This is a genomic window from Clostridium kluyveri DSM 555, from assembly GCF_000016505.1.
GTDB classification, from domain to species: Bacteria; Bacillota; Clostridia; order Clostridiales; family Clostridiaceae; genus Clostridium_B; species Clostridium_B kluyveri.
Map to the genome: position 1 here is coordinate 2,419,298 of NC_009706.1, position 15,538 is coordinate 2,434,835.

General features: G+C 29.7%; 10 protein-coding genes. All 10 read right to left on the reverse strand.

What is annotated here, in order from left to right; translation table 11 throughout:
• Positions 1-4: 4 nt before the first annotated feature.
• The 10 genes from CKL_RS11535 to CKL_RS11580 all read right to left on the reverse strand — a co-directional run bounded on the left by CKL_RS11535 (position 5) and on the right by CKL_RS11580 (position 15,312).
• Positions 5-3,577 (reverse strand): condensation domain-containing protein, encoded by a 3,573-nt coding sequence (locus CKL_RS11535; RefSeq protein ID WP_012102699.1) that lies wholly within the window; start codon positions 3,575-3,577, stop codon positions 5-7.
• Between the two features lie 33 nt (positions 3,578-3,610).
• A complete protein-coding gene (gene fabD, locus CKL_RS11540) occupies positions 3,611-4,876 on the reverse strand; it encodes an ACP S-malonyltransferase (RefSeq protein ID WP_012102700.1) in 1,266 nt (421 codons plus the stop codon).
• A 10-nt stretch (positions 4,877-4,886) separates the two neighbouring features.
• Entirely contained in the window at positions 4,887-7,412 is a 2,526-nt protein-coding gene (locus CKL_RS11545; RefSeq protein ID WP_012102701.1) for a non-ribosomal peptide synthetase, read from the reverse strand.
• 68 nt (positions 7,413-7,480) lie between these two features.
• Positions 7,481-9,691 carry an ABC transporter permease gene (locus CKL_RS11550; RefSeq protein ID WP_012102702.1) on the reverse strand — a complete coding sequence of 737 codons (2,211 nt, stop codon included), beginning with the start codon at positions 9,689-9,691 and terminating at the stop codon, positions 7,481-7,483.
• Between the two features lie 32 nt (positions 9,692-9,723).
• Positions 9,724-10,422: an ABC transporter ATP-binding protein gene (locus tag CKL_RS11555; RefSeq protein ID WP_012102703.1), complete on the reverse strand. Its 699-nt coding sequence runs from the start codon at positions 10,420-10,422 to the stop codon at positions 9,724-9,726.
• A gap of 24 nt (positions 10,423-10,446) precedes the next feature.
• Positions 10,447-11,718: an efflux RND transporter periplasmic adaptor subunit gene (locus CKL_RS11560; RefSeq protein WP_148204842.1), complete on the reverse strand. Its 1,272-nt coding sequence runs from the start codon at positions 11,716-11,718 to the stop codon at positions 10,447-10,449.
• Positions 11,719-12,076: 358 nt separating this feature from the next.
• Positions 12,077-12,853: a hypothetical protein gene (locus tag CKL_RS11565; RefSeq protein ID WP_012102705.1), complete on the reverse strand. Its 777-nt coding sequence runs from the start codon at positions 12,851-12,853 to the stop codon at positions 12,077-12,079.
• Positions 12,846-13,547, reverse strand: coding sequence for an ABC transporter ATP-binding protein (locus CKL_RS11570; protein WP_012102706.1), 702 nt, complete (start codon positions 13,545-13,547; stop codon positions 12,846-12,848). Before CKL_RS11570 ends, CKL_RS11565 begins: the two co-directional genes overlap by 8 nt.
• 2 nt (positions 13,548-13,549) lie before the next feature.
• Positions 13,550-13,915, reverse strand: coding sequence for a GntR family transcriptional regulator (locus CKL_RS11575; protein WP_012102708.1), 366 nt, complete (start codon positions 13,913-13,915; stop codon positions 13,550-13,552).
• Between the two features lie 152 nt (positions 13,916-14,067).
• A complete protein-coding gene (locus tag CKL_RS11580) occupies positions 14,068-15,312 on the reverse strand; it encodes a hypothetical protein (protein ID WP_012102709.1) in 1,245 nt (414 codons plus the stop codon).
• Between the last annotated feature and the right edge of the window lie 226 nt (positions 15,313-15,538).

Genomic DNA, 15,538 nt, shown 5'->3' on the forward strand with positions numbered 1-15,538 from the left:
TTGTCTAAAAATCAAATTCCACTTCATCTAAAGAAGCTTCTTCAAGCAATTTAAGATTATATTCTATATCAATTTGTTTTAATTTTATATCTGGATTTTTAACCACAGTTTTTAATATATTAATGTAGTCTCTTACGAATCTTTCCATAGTATCCCTCTTAAAAAGTTTCACACAATATTGTACATTTAAATTTATAACATCCTCCCTTTCTATTGCTTCAAAAGTAATATCAAATTTACACTTTTTATTTTCATCAAAAGGTGTTAATTTAAGTCCATCTATCTTAATATCTGGAATATCCATATTTTGCAGTGCAAAAACTGTATCAAATATAGGATTTCTAGCCGCTTCTCTAGTGGTAAGAATACTGTCCACTAAATCGTCAAATTGATAATCCTGATTTTCAAAAGCCTCTAAAACATTATATTTTACTTCATATAAGAACTCCCTATAGGATTTGTCCATAGAAGCATTATTTCTAAGTGCAAGCATATTAACAAACATTCCCACAATATTTTGTAAATCTGAATTAGGCCTACAAGCTACCGGAGAACCTACAACTATATCTTCCTGTCCACTATATTTTGATAACAAAATATAATAGCCAGATAATAAAACCATAAACAAAGTGTTTTCAGCTTTCATACAAAAATTCAAAATACTAGAGGTCAATTTTTCATCCAGAGTAACTTTAAGTATATCCCCTTGAAAACCCTGGATTTCAGGTCTTTCATAATCTGTAGGCATATTTAAAATCGGCACTCCTGATTTAAATAAATTATTCCAGTATTTTTCCTGCTTTTTCATATATTCAGATTTACTGAATTGTCTCTGCCAAACTGCAAAATCTCTATAGTACAGCTTTGATTCACTTACTTTTAACCCATTATATAAGTCTGCAAAATGCTTAAGTAAAATTCCCATAGATGTTCCATCTGAAATTATATGATGCATATCAATAATCATCACATATTTATCCTCATTGATTTTTAAAAGAGCTGCCCTCAATAAAGGAGCCTTATCTAGATCAAAGGGCCTCACAAAATTTTCAATGAACATTTCAACACTATCTAAATTCAAATTTTTATGATACACTTCAAATTCCACATTTGAACTTATTTTTTGAACAGGCTCTTCATTTTCAATATGAAAGGATGTCCTAAATGCCTCATGAATTTTAATCAATTCTTTAAATGTATCGTCAAAACGCTTAGTGTCCACTTTTCCATGGATAACAACTGCAAAAGGCATATTATAGTTTATATCAGAGCGATTTAATTGACTCAATATATAAAGCCTTTTCTGTGCTGAAGATAAGGGATAATACTCCATCTCTGCTGCCTTGGGTATTTCATAACAACATTTAATATTATCAGACTTACTGTGAGTTAAATATCTGGCAAAATCATATATTGTCTGATATTTTAATACCTGTGAAATATTAATTTGTTTTCCTATTTTTTTATTTAAACTATTTACAATCTTTACAGCCATTATGGAGTCTCCCCCAAGTTCATAAAAACTCTCAAATATATCTATTTCTCTAAAGCCAAGTTCTTTTCCCCAAATCCTAGCTAATAATATTTCAATATCAGAATATTTCTCGTTTTCTTTCTTTCCTTTTAAAATCACCTCATAATCCTCTAATTTATTTTCCAAGTGAACATTTTTTTCAATACCATCAGGTATTTCCAGCCAACATCTCTCTTTTTGAAAGGAATAAGTTGGTAAGCTTATTTTTTTTCTCCTTTCATTTTTATAAAATCTGCTCCATTTAAAGTCTGCTCCTTTAACATACATACTGCAGATCTCTTTTAACACATCCATGGATTTACTGTGGTGAAAAAATCTATTCATTACATCTTCCAAACTAATATTAATCTTTTCTCTTTCACCAGTTAAGATATTACAGCCATAGAAAATATTACTGTTATATTTAACGGATTCATAACTATCAGTGCAGCACAAATAATCCAGTTTTTCTCTTAAATCAAGAGTATCTTTTGAAATAACAGCTATCCTAAAATTATAATGCTTTCTGCCTGTTGAGGCAGTATAACAAATATCCTTAAAATTTATGTCCTTTGCATTCTTTAAAAAAGTATTATATTTTAATATAAGTTCCTTTAAAGTTTTTTCTGTTTTAGCAGATATCACAAAAATATTATGTTCAAAATTAACTTCTGGTTTTTCTAAATTATTTTCAAAAGGAGCTTCTTCTAAAACAATATGACAATTTGTCCCACTGAATCCAAATGAACTTACCCCTGCCCTGAGGGGGCCGCTCCTGATGTTCCACTTTTTTAATCTATCATTCACATAAAGAGGACTGTCTTCAAAATTTATGCTTTTATTGGGGGTAAAAAAATTTATGCTTGGTGGAATATATCTGTGCCTTATAGACAATACAACTTTTATAAAACTTGCAATTCCTGCACAGTCATATAGATGGCCTATGTTAGATTTTACAGAGCCTATTCCACAAAATTGCTTTTTATGGGTGTATCTTTCAAATGCCTTTTTTATTCCATCAATTTCAATAGGGTCTCCAAGCTTTGTTCCGGTTCCATGAGCTTCAATATAAGAAATGGTCTCAGGATTTATCCCTGCATTCTTCCATGCTTTTATTATTACACTAGACTGGGCTTTTACATTTGGTGCAGTTATTCCAATTGACTTTCCATCCTGGTTAACTGCACTTCCTTTAATAATTGCATATATATTATCTCCATCTTTTAAAGCTTTGTTTAATGGTTTTAAAAGTACTGCAGCTACTCCCTCTCCTATACCTGTACCATCTGAATTTTCATCAAAAGCTCTAGTCTTACCATCTGAAGATTCTATCCCTATTTTTTCACTACTTTCAAGAGGCATAATATAAACTTTTACTCCTCCTGAAAGAGCTAATTCACATTCTCCATTTTGTATAGATTTGCAGGCCATGTGAATAGCTACTAGAGAAGAAGAGCAGGCAGTATCAATCAGCATGCTTGGTCCTTTTAAATCAAGCATGTAAGAAATTCTGCTGGGTATAATTGAGGAAAGATTTCCCACTATAGAAATAGCACTATTTGATTCATCAATTCTAGAAATCATATCTCCATACTTGTCTCCCTGAAAATCTCCTATGTATCCTACAAACACACCAGTATTACTTCCAACTAACCTATTGCCCCCGTATCCTGCATCTTCTATAGTCTTCCATGCAGTCTGAAGAAACAGCCTTTGACTGGGATTCATTAAGCTCGCTTCCTTAGGTGTTAAACGAAAAAACCTACAGTCAAATTTGTCAATTTCATCTAAATATCCTGCTTGTAAATATTTTATTTTATCTTTTGACATTCCAATGTAATTGAGATATTTGTCAATATCTTCTTTTCTTTTTTCAGGGAAATTACCTATACAATCTTTTCCATCAACTAGATTACTCCAAAATTCATTCAAATCCTCAGCTTTCGGAAATGTTGCCGCCATACCTATTATTGCAATATCTTTAGTTGAAGTAATTCCTATAAATTCACTGCTATATGATTCTATTCCATTGAAACTTTCCACAGATAATGAATTGTGTTCCATTTATAATAAAACCTCCAATTTTAACTACTATTCTTATGATTTTATTACATAAGAAGATATTTGTTTCATATTTATTTCATTTAAAATTTCATTCAGTCTTTCTTTTCTCTCTTCCATAGGCACTTTTTTTGTATCAAATACCATTTTCAACATATCTAAAGCTTCCTCTACTTTCTCCAAATTAGATTTACATGCTGATTTTTCAATATCTTCTCTCATCTTTTTAATTTGTCTGTAGGGTATAATTACTCCCTTATAATATTCAGTGCCGTTCCAATTATTATTTTCAGTACAGATGGCAGCAGCTAGACACCTGTCAATTAACTTCAGAGCAGTACTTTTTTCTTCATTATAAATATTCAATAAAAAATCTTTTCTTAAAATTTCAAAGTTTTCTATGGATTCAAATGAATGTACAGTTATATCACTTGTTATCTGTCTGGTTAAATTTTTTAAAACAGTTCCAGGGCCCATATCCACACAAATATGAATGGATTGATCCTTTATGTAATTTATTGATTGCTGCCACATTACAGGATTAGTCATTTGTGCTGTTAAATTATATACAATATCCTCTGTCTTCATATAAGGTTTTCCAGTTACATTTGATATTACAGGCCATTTAAAATTATTGTATTTATATTCTTTTAATGCCTCTTTTAATTTATAGGCAGCACCATACATGATATCACTATGAGAAGGAACACTAACTTTTATAGGTATTACTTTTCCCCCTAAATTTTCTATTTCAACTTTAAAAATTTCAAACATATTATCCTGCAGGGACACTGCTACCTGTTTCGGGCAATTATAGCATGCAATACATATTAAACTATTTTTTCTTTCATATATTGACTTACATATTGTCCTAATATGCTCTACTTCCATTCCATGTACCACAGCCATCATTCCCCCGCTTATGGCAGCTGCTTCCTGCATCAACTTTCCTCTCAAGCTCACTATTTCAAGTGCATCAGAAAACTTCAGCACTCCACTGCAAGTTAATGCGGAATATTCCCCCAAACTGTGTCCTGCACAAAACTCAGGATTGATACCTATTTCTTTCATATATACTTGAAAAGCTGCATAACTTACAGTTAATATTGCCGGTTGAGTAATTTCAGTTTTACTTAATTCTTCAATATCTCCCTGAAAACACATTTTAGCCACATTATATTCCAAAGTATATTCAGCTTCTTGAAAAATTTGCTTTACCAAAGGGTATCTATCATACATGGCTTTTCCCATGCCTACATATTGTGAACCCTGTCCTGGAAATAAAAATGCTAATTTACTCATTTTACACCTCTCATATATTGCTTAAAATACTATTTGCATAATCATTCATCATTTTGCTTATTCCATGTGCACTTAATTTTAAATTATTGTACTCACAGAAAAATTCTATCTCATCATCTTTTGTATTCATTTCCATAAGAATGTCATAAACATTAAGCAGCTCTACATTGCAGCTCATAAATTCTCTATTGTATAGCAATATGGCATATGATGATTTATCTCTTTCAAGTCTCACCTGGTCTACATCATTTATAGAATACCAAAAGCCTCCTTCTGATATTTTATCTGGAGATAAATGGGAAAATTCTTTCATTTTTGAGATATTGTAACTGCCCGAATAAACCATATCTTCTTTATGGATCATAAGTTGAATTGAAACCACAGGCTCTTTTGAAACCCTAGAAAGCATAAAAATATACAATGATGTCATAAAATCCTCTACACTAATATTTTTATTACGGCATAAACCCTGTACACTTTTATACTGCTCTTGGTATAACTTGAATTGAAACATCACCGGCGCAGATATAATATCTCTACGTTTATTAATAAACTCCTCTGGAATTTTAAGTATAGGTAAAGTTATAGCTTGTCCTTTTTCTAGAAAAGCTGCAAGCTTTGCAATAGTGGGATATGCAAATAAGTCCATAACTGAGATCTTTTCGGGATATATACTCTCTAATCTATGAGTTATTTGATTTAATATAATTGAACTGGCTCCTATATCGAAAAAATTATCATTTATATTTATGGAACTTACTGGTAAAAATTCCCCACAAACACTTACTAAAGTTTTTTCTATTTCTGTGATGGGATTTTCATATATTTTGTCTTTACATAGTCTTTCCTTAAGATATTCCATTTCTTTTAAAACATCATTATATTCTCCTTGAAGATACATCTCACCCAACTTGTATCTTTGAATTTTTCCACTGGTAGTTTTGGGAATATGTTTTACCGGTATGATAAAATCCAAATTTACTCCCCGATTATAACTTATATACCTTTTAAGTTCTAAAGCTAATGGCATAAATTCTTCAATTTTCTTTTTAAACATTATAAATGCCAGTATAACATCTCTTTGAAACCTATTATCGAAAACGCCACATAGGGCAATTTTACCAAGTTCAATTCCCTCTACTCCTTCAGATGCCTTTTCTATATCATGGGGATAATAATTCTGTCCATTAACAAAAATAATATCTTTAGCTCTGCCAGTAACAATTAGACGGTTGTTCTCTATGAACCCCAAATCACCTGTATCCAGCCAACCATCTTTTAAAATAAGTTTAGAGGTGGCTTCTTCATTGTTATAATACCTTTCTGTTACATTATCACCCCTTATTTGAATATTGCCCAGAGTTTTATCAGGCAGAATTTCATTATTATCATTACAAATTCTTACACTGCAATCTGTTACCGGACTTCCCAAATCTGCAAGTCTTATACTGCCATTGCCCTTACCTTCAATTACCTTATCTCCAACAGATAAACTGCCTCTTAAAACATGTACACTTGCCATTTCTTCATTAACAGAAGGAAATGTTACTGCAAGGCTTGCCTCTGCCAGACCATATACATTAAATATTGATTTTTTATTTAACTTATAACATTCCATTTTATTTAAAAATTCCTCACAAAGATCTATAGAAATAGGCTCCGCTCCATTGAATATTAGACGAATACAGGATAAGTCCCATTCTTCAGCAGATTCAGGTTTAAAGTGAGATAAGAAATATTTGTATCCAAAATTAGGAGATGAGGTTAATGAAATTCTATGCTGGTTGACTTTATGCATCCAAAGATTGGGTCTTCTGATGAATAAAGTTGTAGGTATTATATATTGGTTTATTTTTAACATTGTAGTGGTCAGATGAAATCCTATCAATCCCATATCATGAGTTAGAGGCATCCAGCTCAGTGCCCTGTCCCCATCTGTAAGTTTTGCACAGTTTATTATGGCATTAATATTGGTCAATAAATTTTTATGAGTTAGCACCACCCCTTTTGGATCTCCCGTAGAGCCTGATGAAAATTGAATAAAAGCTATATCATCCAAAGAGGATTGCATTAATTGGCCGCTGCGTTCATTTTCTTTTATTTCCTCTAAAAAAATAGTATTGTGTTTAATTGCTTCATACTCTTCAGTGCTGTGATTTTTGAAAAGATACTTTTCTATTGATAAAAAAATCTTTTTATCTGTAATAAGAAAGGGATTATTTAATATTTTCCATACCTTTAATAATTTAAGTCTATATTCATCTTTATTTGCAACAGTAATAGGTACTGGAATAATTTTCCCCAGTATGCATGCCCAAAATACAGATATAAATTTTTCGTCATCCTCAATCTGAAAAACCAATTCAAACCCAGGTTTAATTCCATCCAATTGAAGTACTCCAAGAATTTTACAAGCCTCTAAAAACAGTTCATCATAATTCAAATGCTTTTCCTTGTTTTTCCCAGATACAAAAGTAATTCCATTAGGACTTTTTTTTGCCGACTCAATTACTTCCAGCAAACTATTGTATACCATATAAAATCTCCTTTAACTAATAATCTACATCAAGGCCTCCATATAGCCCGACTCTTAAATAACTTCTTCTAATCTCTATTCATTAAAGCTTCACTTAGGGATATTTTATTTATATATTTTTTTAGTAAAGTAATACTTGTAAAGTAGGAACCTAATATAACTGCAGCTATAAAACAATAGTCCTTAATTGTTAACCCTATTTGAAGATAGGACTGCATATTTGCTATTAGACTGGGATAAATAGCTTTTAAAGCAATATAACTTAAAGGAATGGCTATTATTGAAGTAAATATAACTGTGTAAAGGGAAGTACTTAAATACAATTTATCAATTTCCTTTTTATTGAATCCAAAAATTTTAACCAGAGATATACTTAGGGTACTTTTATCAATCATAAGCTTTAACAGCAAATATAAACTTATAACAAAAAGCATGGTTGAAATTGCTATAATTATTACAATCATAGGTAACATTATTGAAGTCATGCTTTTAGCTGATTTTATAACATTTTTATTTGTTGTAAGCCAGTATACATAATCTTCATTAATGTTAAGTTTATCCTTTGATATATAACCATTAAAATAATTCTCTGATTCATTTATTAAAGAATTTAATTGTTTTTGATTCATAAATACATATAGACCAGAAGAATATTTAACAGTTCCCTTGACTTTTAGATTATATATTTTTGTCTCTGTAGTATCCTTTAAATTTATAGAATCTCCCACTTGCAGTCCAAATTTTTTACCTACGCTTTCAGATATGTATAGCCCCGGATCATCATCTTTTATTTTAAAATCATAAAAATTGGTATCTTCCTTTATTCCTTGAAGCACAATATCCATATCCTGTGATAAGACTTTATAATATATTGACAGATTCTTAAGTGTAATTTTTTCAGTCCTTTCATTTTCTGTGATTTCAATAGGAAGTTTTAGTATATACATGTATTCAAACTTTGATTCATTTTCAATGTCCTTTATATATGTAGAAATGCCAGTATTAATTCCAATGCCAAATACAAGCAGAAAAGTAGCTATGGACATTCCACAAAATAAAATTATATTACCTTTTATTTCTCTTAAAAATTCTCTTAATCTAAATTTTGTTATGAACTTGAATTTTTTAATTTTAATTGTGTTTAGTTTGTTTTGTTTTTTTTCTCTCCTCAGCAGTTGAAGAGGTGAACTTTTCAACCTTTCCGATAAAGTTTTGTAATTAACTATAATTACTATTAGAATTGGAACTACTATACCTATGAAAAATAGATAGGGAGGATACACTCTCCTTATAATGGGAAGACTATAGTATGTTGTTATAGTCTGCGAAAAAGAGGCTTCTATTATAAACCCTATGCATGTACCTGCAATAGCTCCTACTGAAACTATAATTATGGGAAGAATCATAAAATGTCTTAAAAGCTCTTTTTTTACATATCCCAATGCATAAAGAGCTCCAATTGTAGGACTTTCCCTGTCAATATTGTTGATTATGGACATAGATATCATAAAGGCTATCATTATAAACAATATAAATCCAAACATTACTGCAATATTTTTATTTCTCTGGCTGTCATGCATATATCCATTTATTCTAGGATTATCTGTTGAATTTATAAAAGATATTAACTTTCCGTCCCTTTGCAAAATATTTTTTACCTTGTGATATGATATTCCATTTAATCTAAATGTATAGGAATATTTTTTATCTTTTAATTCAATAAAATCTTCACTGGTTAAAAAACCAATGCCAAAATTTTTGGGATTTGCCACCACATCCTCTAATTTTTCAATCACAAGAGTATAATCTGGAACCGCTGAATAACCCTCTATAATATATTTTTTATTACCTACCTCCAAGCTGCTTCCCAATGCATAGTTATTTTCTTTTCCAAAGTGGGTATCTATAATCACCCTGCCATTTTGTCTTGAATTTTTACCTTCTACCATAGATACTTTATTTATATATTTTCTCTCTTCAAATAACCTTATCTTCTGATTGTCATTTATTTTATAGTCAACATAAAAATTTTCATCTACAGTTACACCTAATTTTCTGATTTTTTCTAAGATCCCATTGTCCAATCGTGACTCTATTTCAAAGTTACCATCTTCAATATTATTTTTTAAAGCGGCTTCTCTGCCGCTTTCAATAATACAATCCGATGAGTTCGCAAAACCTACAATTGCCATAGAGCTTATTAAAACCAGAAGCATCATTCCTACATATTTAACTATATTATCTTTAAATTCCCTTAATATTCTTTTGTTTAATATCATAAATCTAGCTATCCTTGTTAAAAAAATTTGATTTACCAGTTAATATCCTTTGCAGAAATTACTTCTTCATTTTCATAAAATTCCTCAATGCCTCCATCTCTTACCCTAACAACCTTATTAGACATGTGTTTTATAGCATCATTATGTGTCACTATAATCATTGTAGTGCCATATCTCTTATTTACATATTCTATTAATTCAAGAATTTCTTTGGATGTTTTATAATCTAAAGCCCCTGTTGGTTCATCACAAAGCAACAGCTTTGGATTTTTAATTAGTGCCCTAGCTATAGCTGTTCTCTGTTGTTGCCCTCCCGATAACTGCCTTGGAAATTTATCTCTATGCTCCCAGAGTCCTAATGTTTTTATTAATTCTTCTTTATTTAAAGGTTTTTCTGTAAGATATTCACACACTTCAATATTTTCTAGTACAGTAAGGTTTGGTACCAGATTATAAAATTGAAATACAAATCCCAATTTACTTCTTCTGTAAGAACATAGACTATCAGACTCCAAAGTTGAAATTTTTATTCCATCTACTATTATTTCTCCTGAATCTATGGTTTCCAATCCTCCAATTACATTGAGAAGTGTGGATTTACCTGAACCAGATGGCCCCAACACAGTACATATTTTCCCCTGTTCTAACTGAAAGCTTGTACCTCTTAAGACTTGTATCTTACTTTCTCCATATCCATAGGCCTTCATAGCATCTTTAATCGTTAAAAACATTTATTTTACTCCATCACCTTACTTTCACTTGATTTTAATGGTTTCTCCAACTTCATGATCCAAAGGATTATTCAGCACAATGACTCCATCTTTTATGTGTTTTCCCGTAACCTCTACATAGGAATCCGATTCCGTACCCTTTGCCACCGATACATGTTTAATCAAATAGCCTTTATTTTTCTTTTCTGCTATGTATATACAATTATTATCATTTTTATCTTTAAAAATACTTTCATAGGGAACTTTATATACATTGTTTTTTTCTTCTAAAATAATATCTGCTGTTGCCTTCATACCTATCTTCAATTTATGATTTAAATCCTTTATTTTTATCTTTACCTCAAATTTTGCCTCTTCATCATTAGAATCATCCTTGAGCTTAAGCATATCATTATCTTCTTCTTTAGCTATGTCCTCTATTTTTATAATTTCCCCTTGAATAATTTTATCCCCGGTTGAATCTGTTTTCACTTTCACTTTTTGTCCATTTTTAACTTTATCAATATCGGCTTCCTTAACTTCCATAATTGCAACTATATTATCTGTGCTTTGAATTTGAAGTAAACTTCCAGAGGCAGGATTCCCTTCAACCCCATTAACACTGCTGATTATTCCATCAGCAGGAGCCAAAACTGTACAATCTGAAAACTGTTGTTTTTTTCTTTCAATTGCTATTTGCTGCGACTTATCTTCATAGAGGAATTTAGCCTGTTCATAATTACTTTTAGCAGTATTCAAATCCAAATTCACCTTATCCTTTATATTGTTTAAAGCTACCGAAGATTCACTATAGGTATCCTGGGCATTTTTAAAGGAGATTTCACTTTTATTTAAATCCTGCTCTGATATTGCACCACACTGAAATAAAACTTTGTTATCTTCATAAGTATTTTTCTTGTCATCAAGATCCAGCTTTGCTGCATTTACTGCCCCTTCTGCAGCTGCAATTTGCGAATTTTCACCTTCCCTACTTAATTTTTCTGCATTGTCATAGGCTTTTTGGGCATTATCCAGTTTACTTTTATTTGTTGCCTGTGTAGTTTTTAAGGAAGCTTCCATTTGTTCAATTTCTTTTTGCAAGTCTTTGGTATCCAGTAAAGCTAATATGTCCCCAGACTTTACCTCATCCCCTATCTTTACTTTAATTTCCTTAATTATATTAGATGAAGTTGTATAGACTTCAGCAGTATTGTCACTTTCAATTTGGCCTTTAACATTTATTTTATTTATACTGCTTCCTTTTTTAAGTACCGTATAAGCATCACTCTGTAGACCTGACTTTAAAATACTTGCCATTACTACAGTAGTAGATAAAATTAAAATAATTATTATAAATATAAAAAATTTTAGTTTCCTATGTACATTGAAATTAACACTAATCACCTCTTTAAAATAACAATTATTGATAATGAATTTCAATATCAATAATTATTATATCACTGATAATATTAGCAGTAAAGATAAATAATTCAACATATTTTTACTTTATTTTCTTTTTTAATTTTAAAATACTCATAGAATATACCTTTTACATATAATAAAAGCCATGTACATAAAATAAGTTCAGATAGAGAAAAGCTTTTTACGAGCAAAACTCCATCTGAACTGCTGAGTGATTTAATACATTTTATAACAATCTATTTAATTCTTACATTTATAGATCTAATTTATTTTCTATAAAATATGCTATAGCATAGAACATAGCCACTATTATTATTATGGATAAAACTATAAGTGATATATTTAAATCAATTCCCGAGGGTAACACATCTATAAATATATTATTTACATTTTTCACTTTCAAATTAAATGTTTGTGGAAATATATTTAAAAATATATCTTCCAATTTAACTTGTACTAAAGACAATAATATAAATATACCAAAAGCACCTAATTTACCGAACTTCCTATTTTTTATAGCCACCCTTCCAAGTGTTACGGATAGATATACGGTAAGTAAAAATGTAATATATACTGCTAGAACAGACAATATGGCTAATACCCAAAATTGAGGGGTAAAGGCATTAATAAATTGTCTGAGGGCTGTAATATCCAATGCTATAAAATTCTGGGTAAGTTTTAAAATCTGCAGCAGGATGACTGTAAAGATTCCAACAATAATAGAAACTATAAGACATTGGATAATAGCTGTTACAATTTTATTCATCAATATATTCTTTCCACTTTTAGGTGTTGTAAATACAAGATAGGATGTATCTCCATATAAATCCCTGCTAAATATAGTTATATTCCATATTAAAACCACCACTGACGCAACAATCCCTATAAGTAAGCTTAAAAAAAATATAGCATCGGAACTCCATACATTTATTCTGGTAAGCAGTGCCAAATTTAAAATTATTATGGTAGAAACCATTATTATAAAATCTTTAAAACATCCCTTAAGATCATATTTTGCTAATTTAAACATTACTAAACACCTCTCTGTATATCTCATCTATGGACATTTTCCTTTCAGCTCTAAGCTCTTCTGCATTACCTGACAGTATTATTTTTCCTTCAGATATAAAGGCTACATCATCAAACAATCTTTCAATATCACTTACCAGGTGAGTAGTTATAACTATGGAACTATTCTCCGTATAATTTTCAAGTATTGCATCCAATATCTTTTCTCTGGTTACAGGATCCACTCCTCCCAAAGGTTCATCCAATATATATAACTTTGCTTTTCTGGAAAGCACCAGTGTAAGATAAAATTTTTCACACATACCTCTAGATAAAGTCTTAACTTTACTATCCCCTTCCAGGTTCATAAATTTTAAAAGTTCTACAGCTCTATTTTTATCAAAATCATCATACATATCCTTAAAAAAATCTATGGCATCATTTATTCTCATCCATTTGAAAATATAATCCTTATCCGGCAAATATGACACCTGGGATTTTGTCTTTACTCCAGGTTTATTTCCATTTATAAGTATTTCCCCAGAGCTCTGCTTTAATATTCCTGCTGCAATTTTCAAAAAAGTAGTTTTGCCGCTTCCATTCGGTCCCAAGAGTCCTGTTATTTTTCCTTCCTCAACTTCCAGATTAAGTCCATTTAAGGCTGACTTTCTAAAATAAGATTTCTTTAAATCCTTACATTTTAAAAGTGGTTCCATTTTTACACCTCCTGTACTTTTTCTTCTACAATTTTAATTATTTCATCAGAAGAAAACCCTAGTTCCTTCATTCCCTTTATAAAATTATATATAATATCTCTTGCCATTTCCCCTTTTAATTTTTCTATCATAGATACATCCTCCCTTAAAAAAGTACCCATTCCTCTTTGTTTATATGCAATATTTTCTCTCTCTAGTTCCAAATAAGTTCTCTGAATGGTATTTGGATTAACCTTTAAAGAAGCAGATAATTCCCTTACAGAAGGAATTTTATCCCCAGGTTTTAATTCCTTATTTACTATTTTCCTCTTTATAATATTCATTATTTGAATATATATGGGTGTATTAGGTTCAAATTCATCATTCATTTTATCACCTCCACGCACTATAGTGTTCTATTATAATAATACACTAATTCTATCATTTAGTCAATATTTTTAAATACCAAAAGTTTAAGTAAGCAATGAATTAACCTGTATGGCAACAAAAAATAAACGGCCACTAGTTACAATGACCGTAATCATGTATTCTTTGTTACGAAGATACCATTTTTAAATATTTTCTCAACTGAAAAAGAAAAAAAGTAAATGATTATAAATATAAAGGGGAAGGTATAACGACCTTGACCTTCCGTGATAAAATATACAGAAGTGAACATATAAAAACAAATCAAGCTATAAAGATCATAAGAATTAATATTTTCTTTTTTTAATAAGTTAACAATTACTTTTTTGCTGTATATAATTATATATATAATTGCTATTGTAAATAATATTGCTTTTGTCAAAAATACATAAATAATTAATAATATTTCAATATATCTATTTAAACTTGCTCCATTTAAACTAAAAAATATATCGTCAGCAATAAAATATGTATTAAATAATCTTTTAAATCCAAGTTCTACAAATTGTAATGGGTGATTGATTATCCATTTTTTAGCTGATGTAGTTAAAATTTTATTTTTTTGCGTCACATTAGCTTCAATATATTCTTTTTTTAATACAACTGAATTTTCTACTTTTTCAGCGGATATCCATCTACCATATTTATTTTGTGAATTATTATTTATGTAAAGTACAATACCTCCATTATTTGAAATAAAAGTAAGCTGACCTATAAATTTTGTATTTCTATATATCCATGGTGAAATACAAATAATACTGATTAGTAATATTATAGTGGTATGTTTTAATACGTGTACAATACTATACTTTAGAAACAACTCTACTATAAAAATAACTAAAAAGAAAATAATAAAAAAAGGCTTTATCATAGCGTTAATAGCTACAAGTATTCCAATTAAAACATATTTTAATTTAGTATTACTATAATATATCAATGTTATTGTAAGTAATATGGTAGTAAATAATATTTCAGTTGCTATTATACTAGTATAAAAAATATTATTAGGGAAGAAAACAAATACCGTATAAATAACTTTTCGTCTAATTTCACTTAAATTTATTTTATTCAATATTTTGTAAATTAATATATAATTTATAAGCGTCAAAGTTATATTAAAAATTTTAGCTACTGTTAAATCAACCCCAAAAATTGAATATATAAATCCTAAAATAATTGAATATCCAACACTTGTATATGTATCTCCCCATTCACCACCCTCAGCAATTTGTTGTGCAAGTTTATTGTAGTAATCAAAATCAGAAAATGGTTGTGTATTAACTGTTATAACCCAAATAATGCAAATTAACAATCCCAATATTGCTATTGTATTATAATAATTTTTTCTAAGAGTATTCATTGGTATCACTCCTTAAATTTTATAATTATTCAGATTTTATAAGTTCTAGATGTTGTTAAAGTAAGCTAGAGGTGTAGTCAGCAAAACCGACAAATCTCACTTTAATAAAATCCATAAATATTATTTTTATGGATTTTATTAAAAGTATTGAAACCTGAGTAATTCATAATCTAATATCTTCTGTTATTCTCCCATCACTTATATATACTTTTCTGTCACAATATTG

Bases quoted from the DNA above. Each gene is read 5' to 3' on its own strand.
- CKL_RS11535 (WP_012102699.1), bottom strand. From the start codon at position 3,577: ATGGAACACAATTCATTATCTGTGGAAAGTTTCAATGGAATAGAATCA.
- fabD (WP_012102700.1), bottom strand. From the start codon at position 4,876: ATGAGTAAATTAGCATTTTTATTTCCAGGACAGGGTTCACAATATGTA.
- CKL_RS11545 (WP_012102701.1), bottom strand. From the start codon at position 7,412: ATGGTATACAATAGTTTGCTGGAAGTAATTGAGTCGGCAAAAAAAAGT.
- CKL_RS11550 (WP_012102702.1), bottom strand. From the start codon at position 9,691: ATGATATTAAACAAAAGAATATTAAGGGAATTTAAAGATAATATAGTT.
- CKL_RS11555 (WP_012102703.1), bottom strand. From the start codon at position 10,422: ATGTTTTTAACGATTAAAGATGCTATGAAGGCCTATGGATATGGAGAA.
- CKL_RS11560 (WP_148204842.1), bottom strand. From the start codon at position 11,718: ATGGCAAGTATTTTAAAGTCAGGTCTACAGAGTGATGCTTATACGGTA.
- CKL_RS11565 (WP_012102705.1), bottom strand. From the start codon at position 12,853: ATGTTTAAATTAGCAAAATATGATCTTAAGGGATGTTTTAAAGATTTT.
- CKL_RS11570 (WP_012102706.1), bottom strand. From the start codon at position 13,547: ATGGAACCACTTTTAAAATGTAAGGATTTAAAGAAATCTTATTTTAGA.
- CKL_RS11575 (WP_012102708.1), bottom strand. From the start codon at position 13,915: ATGAATGATGAATTTGAACCTAATACACCCATATATATTCAAATAATG.
- CKL_RS11580 (WP_012102709.1), bottom strand. From the start codon at position 15,312: ATGAATACTCTTAGAAAAAATTATTATAATACAATAGCAATATTGGGA.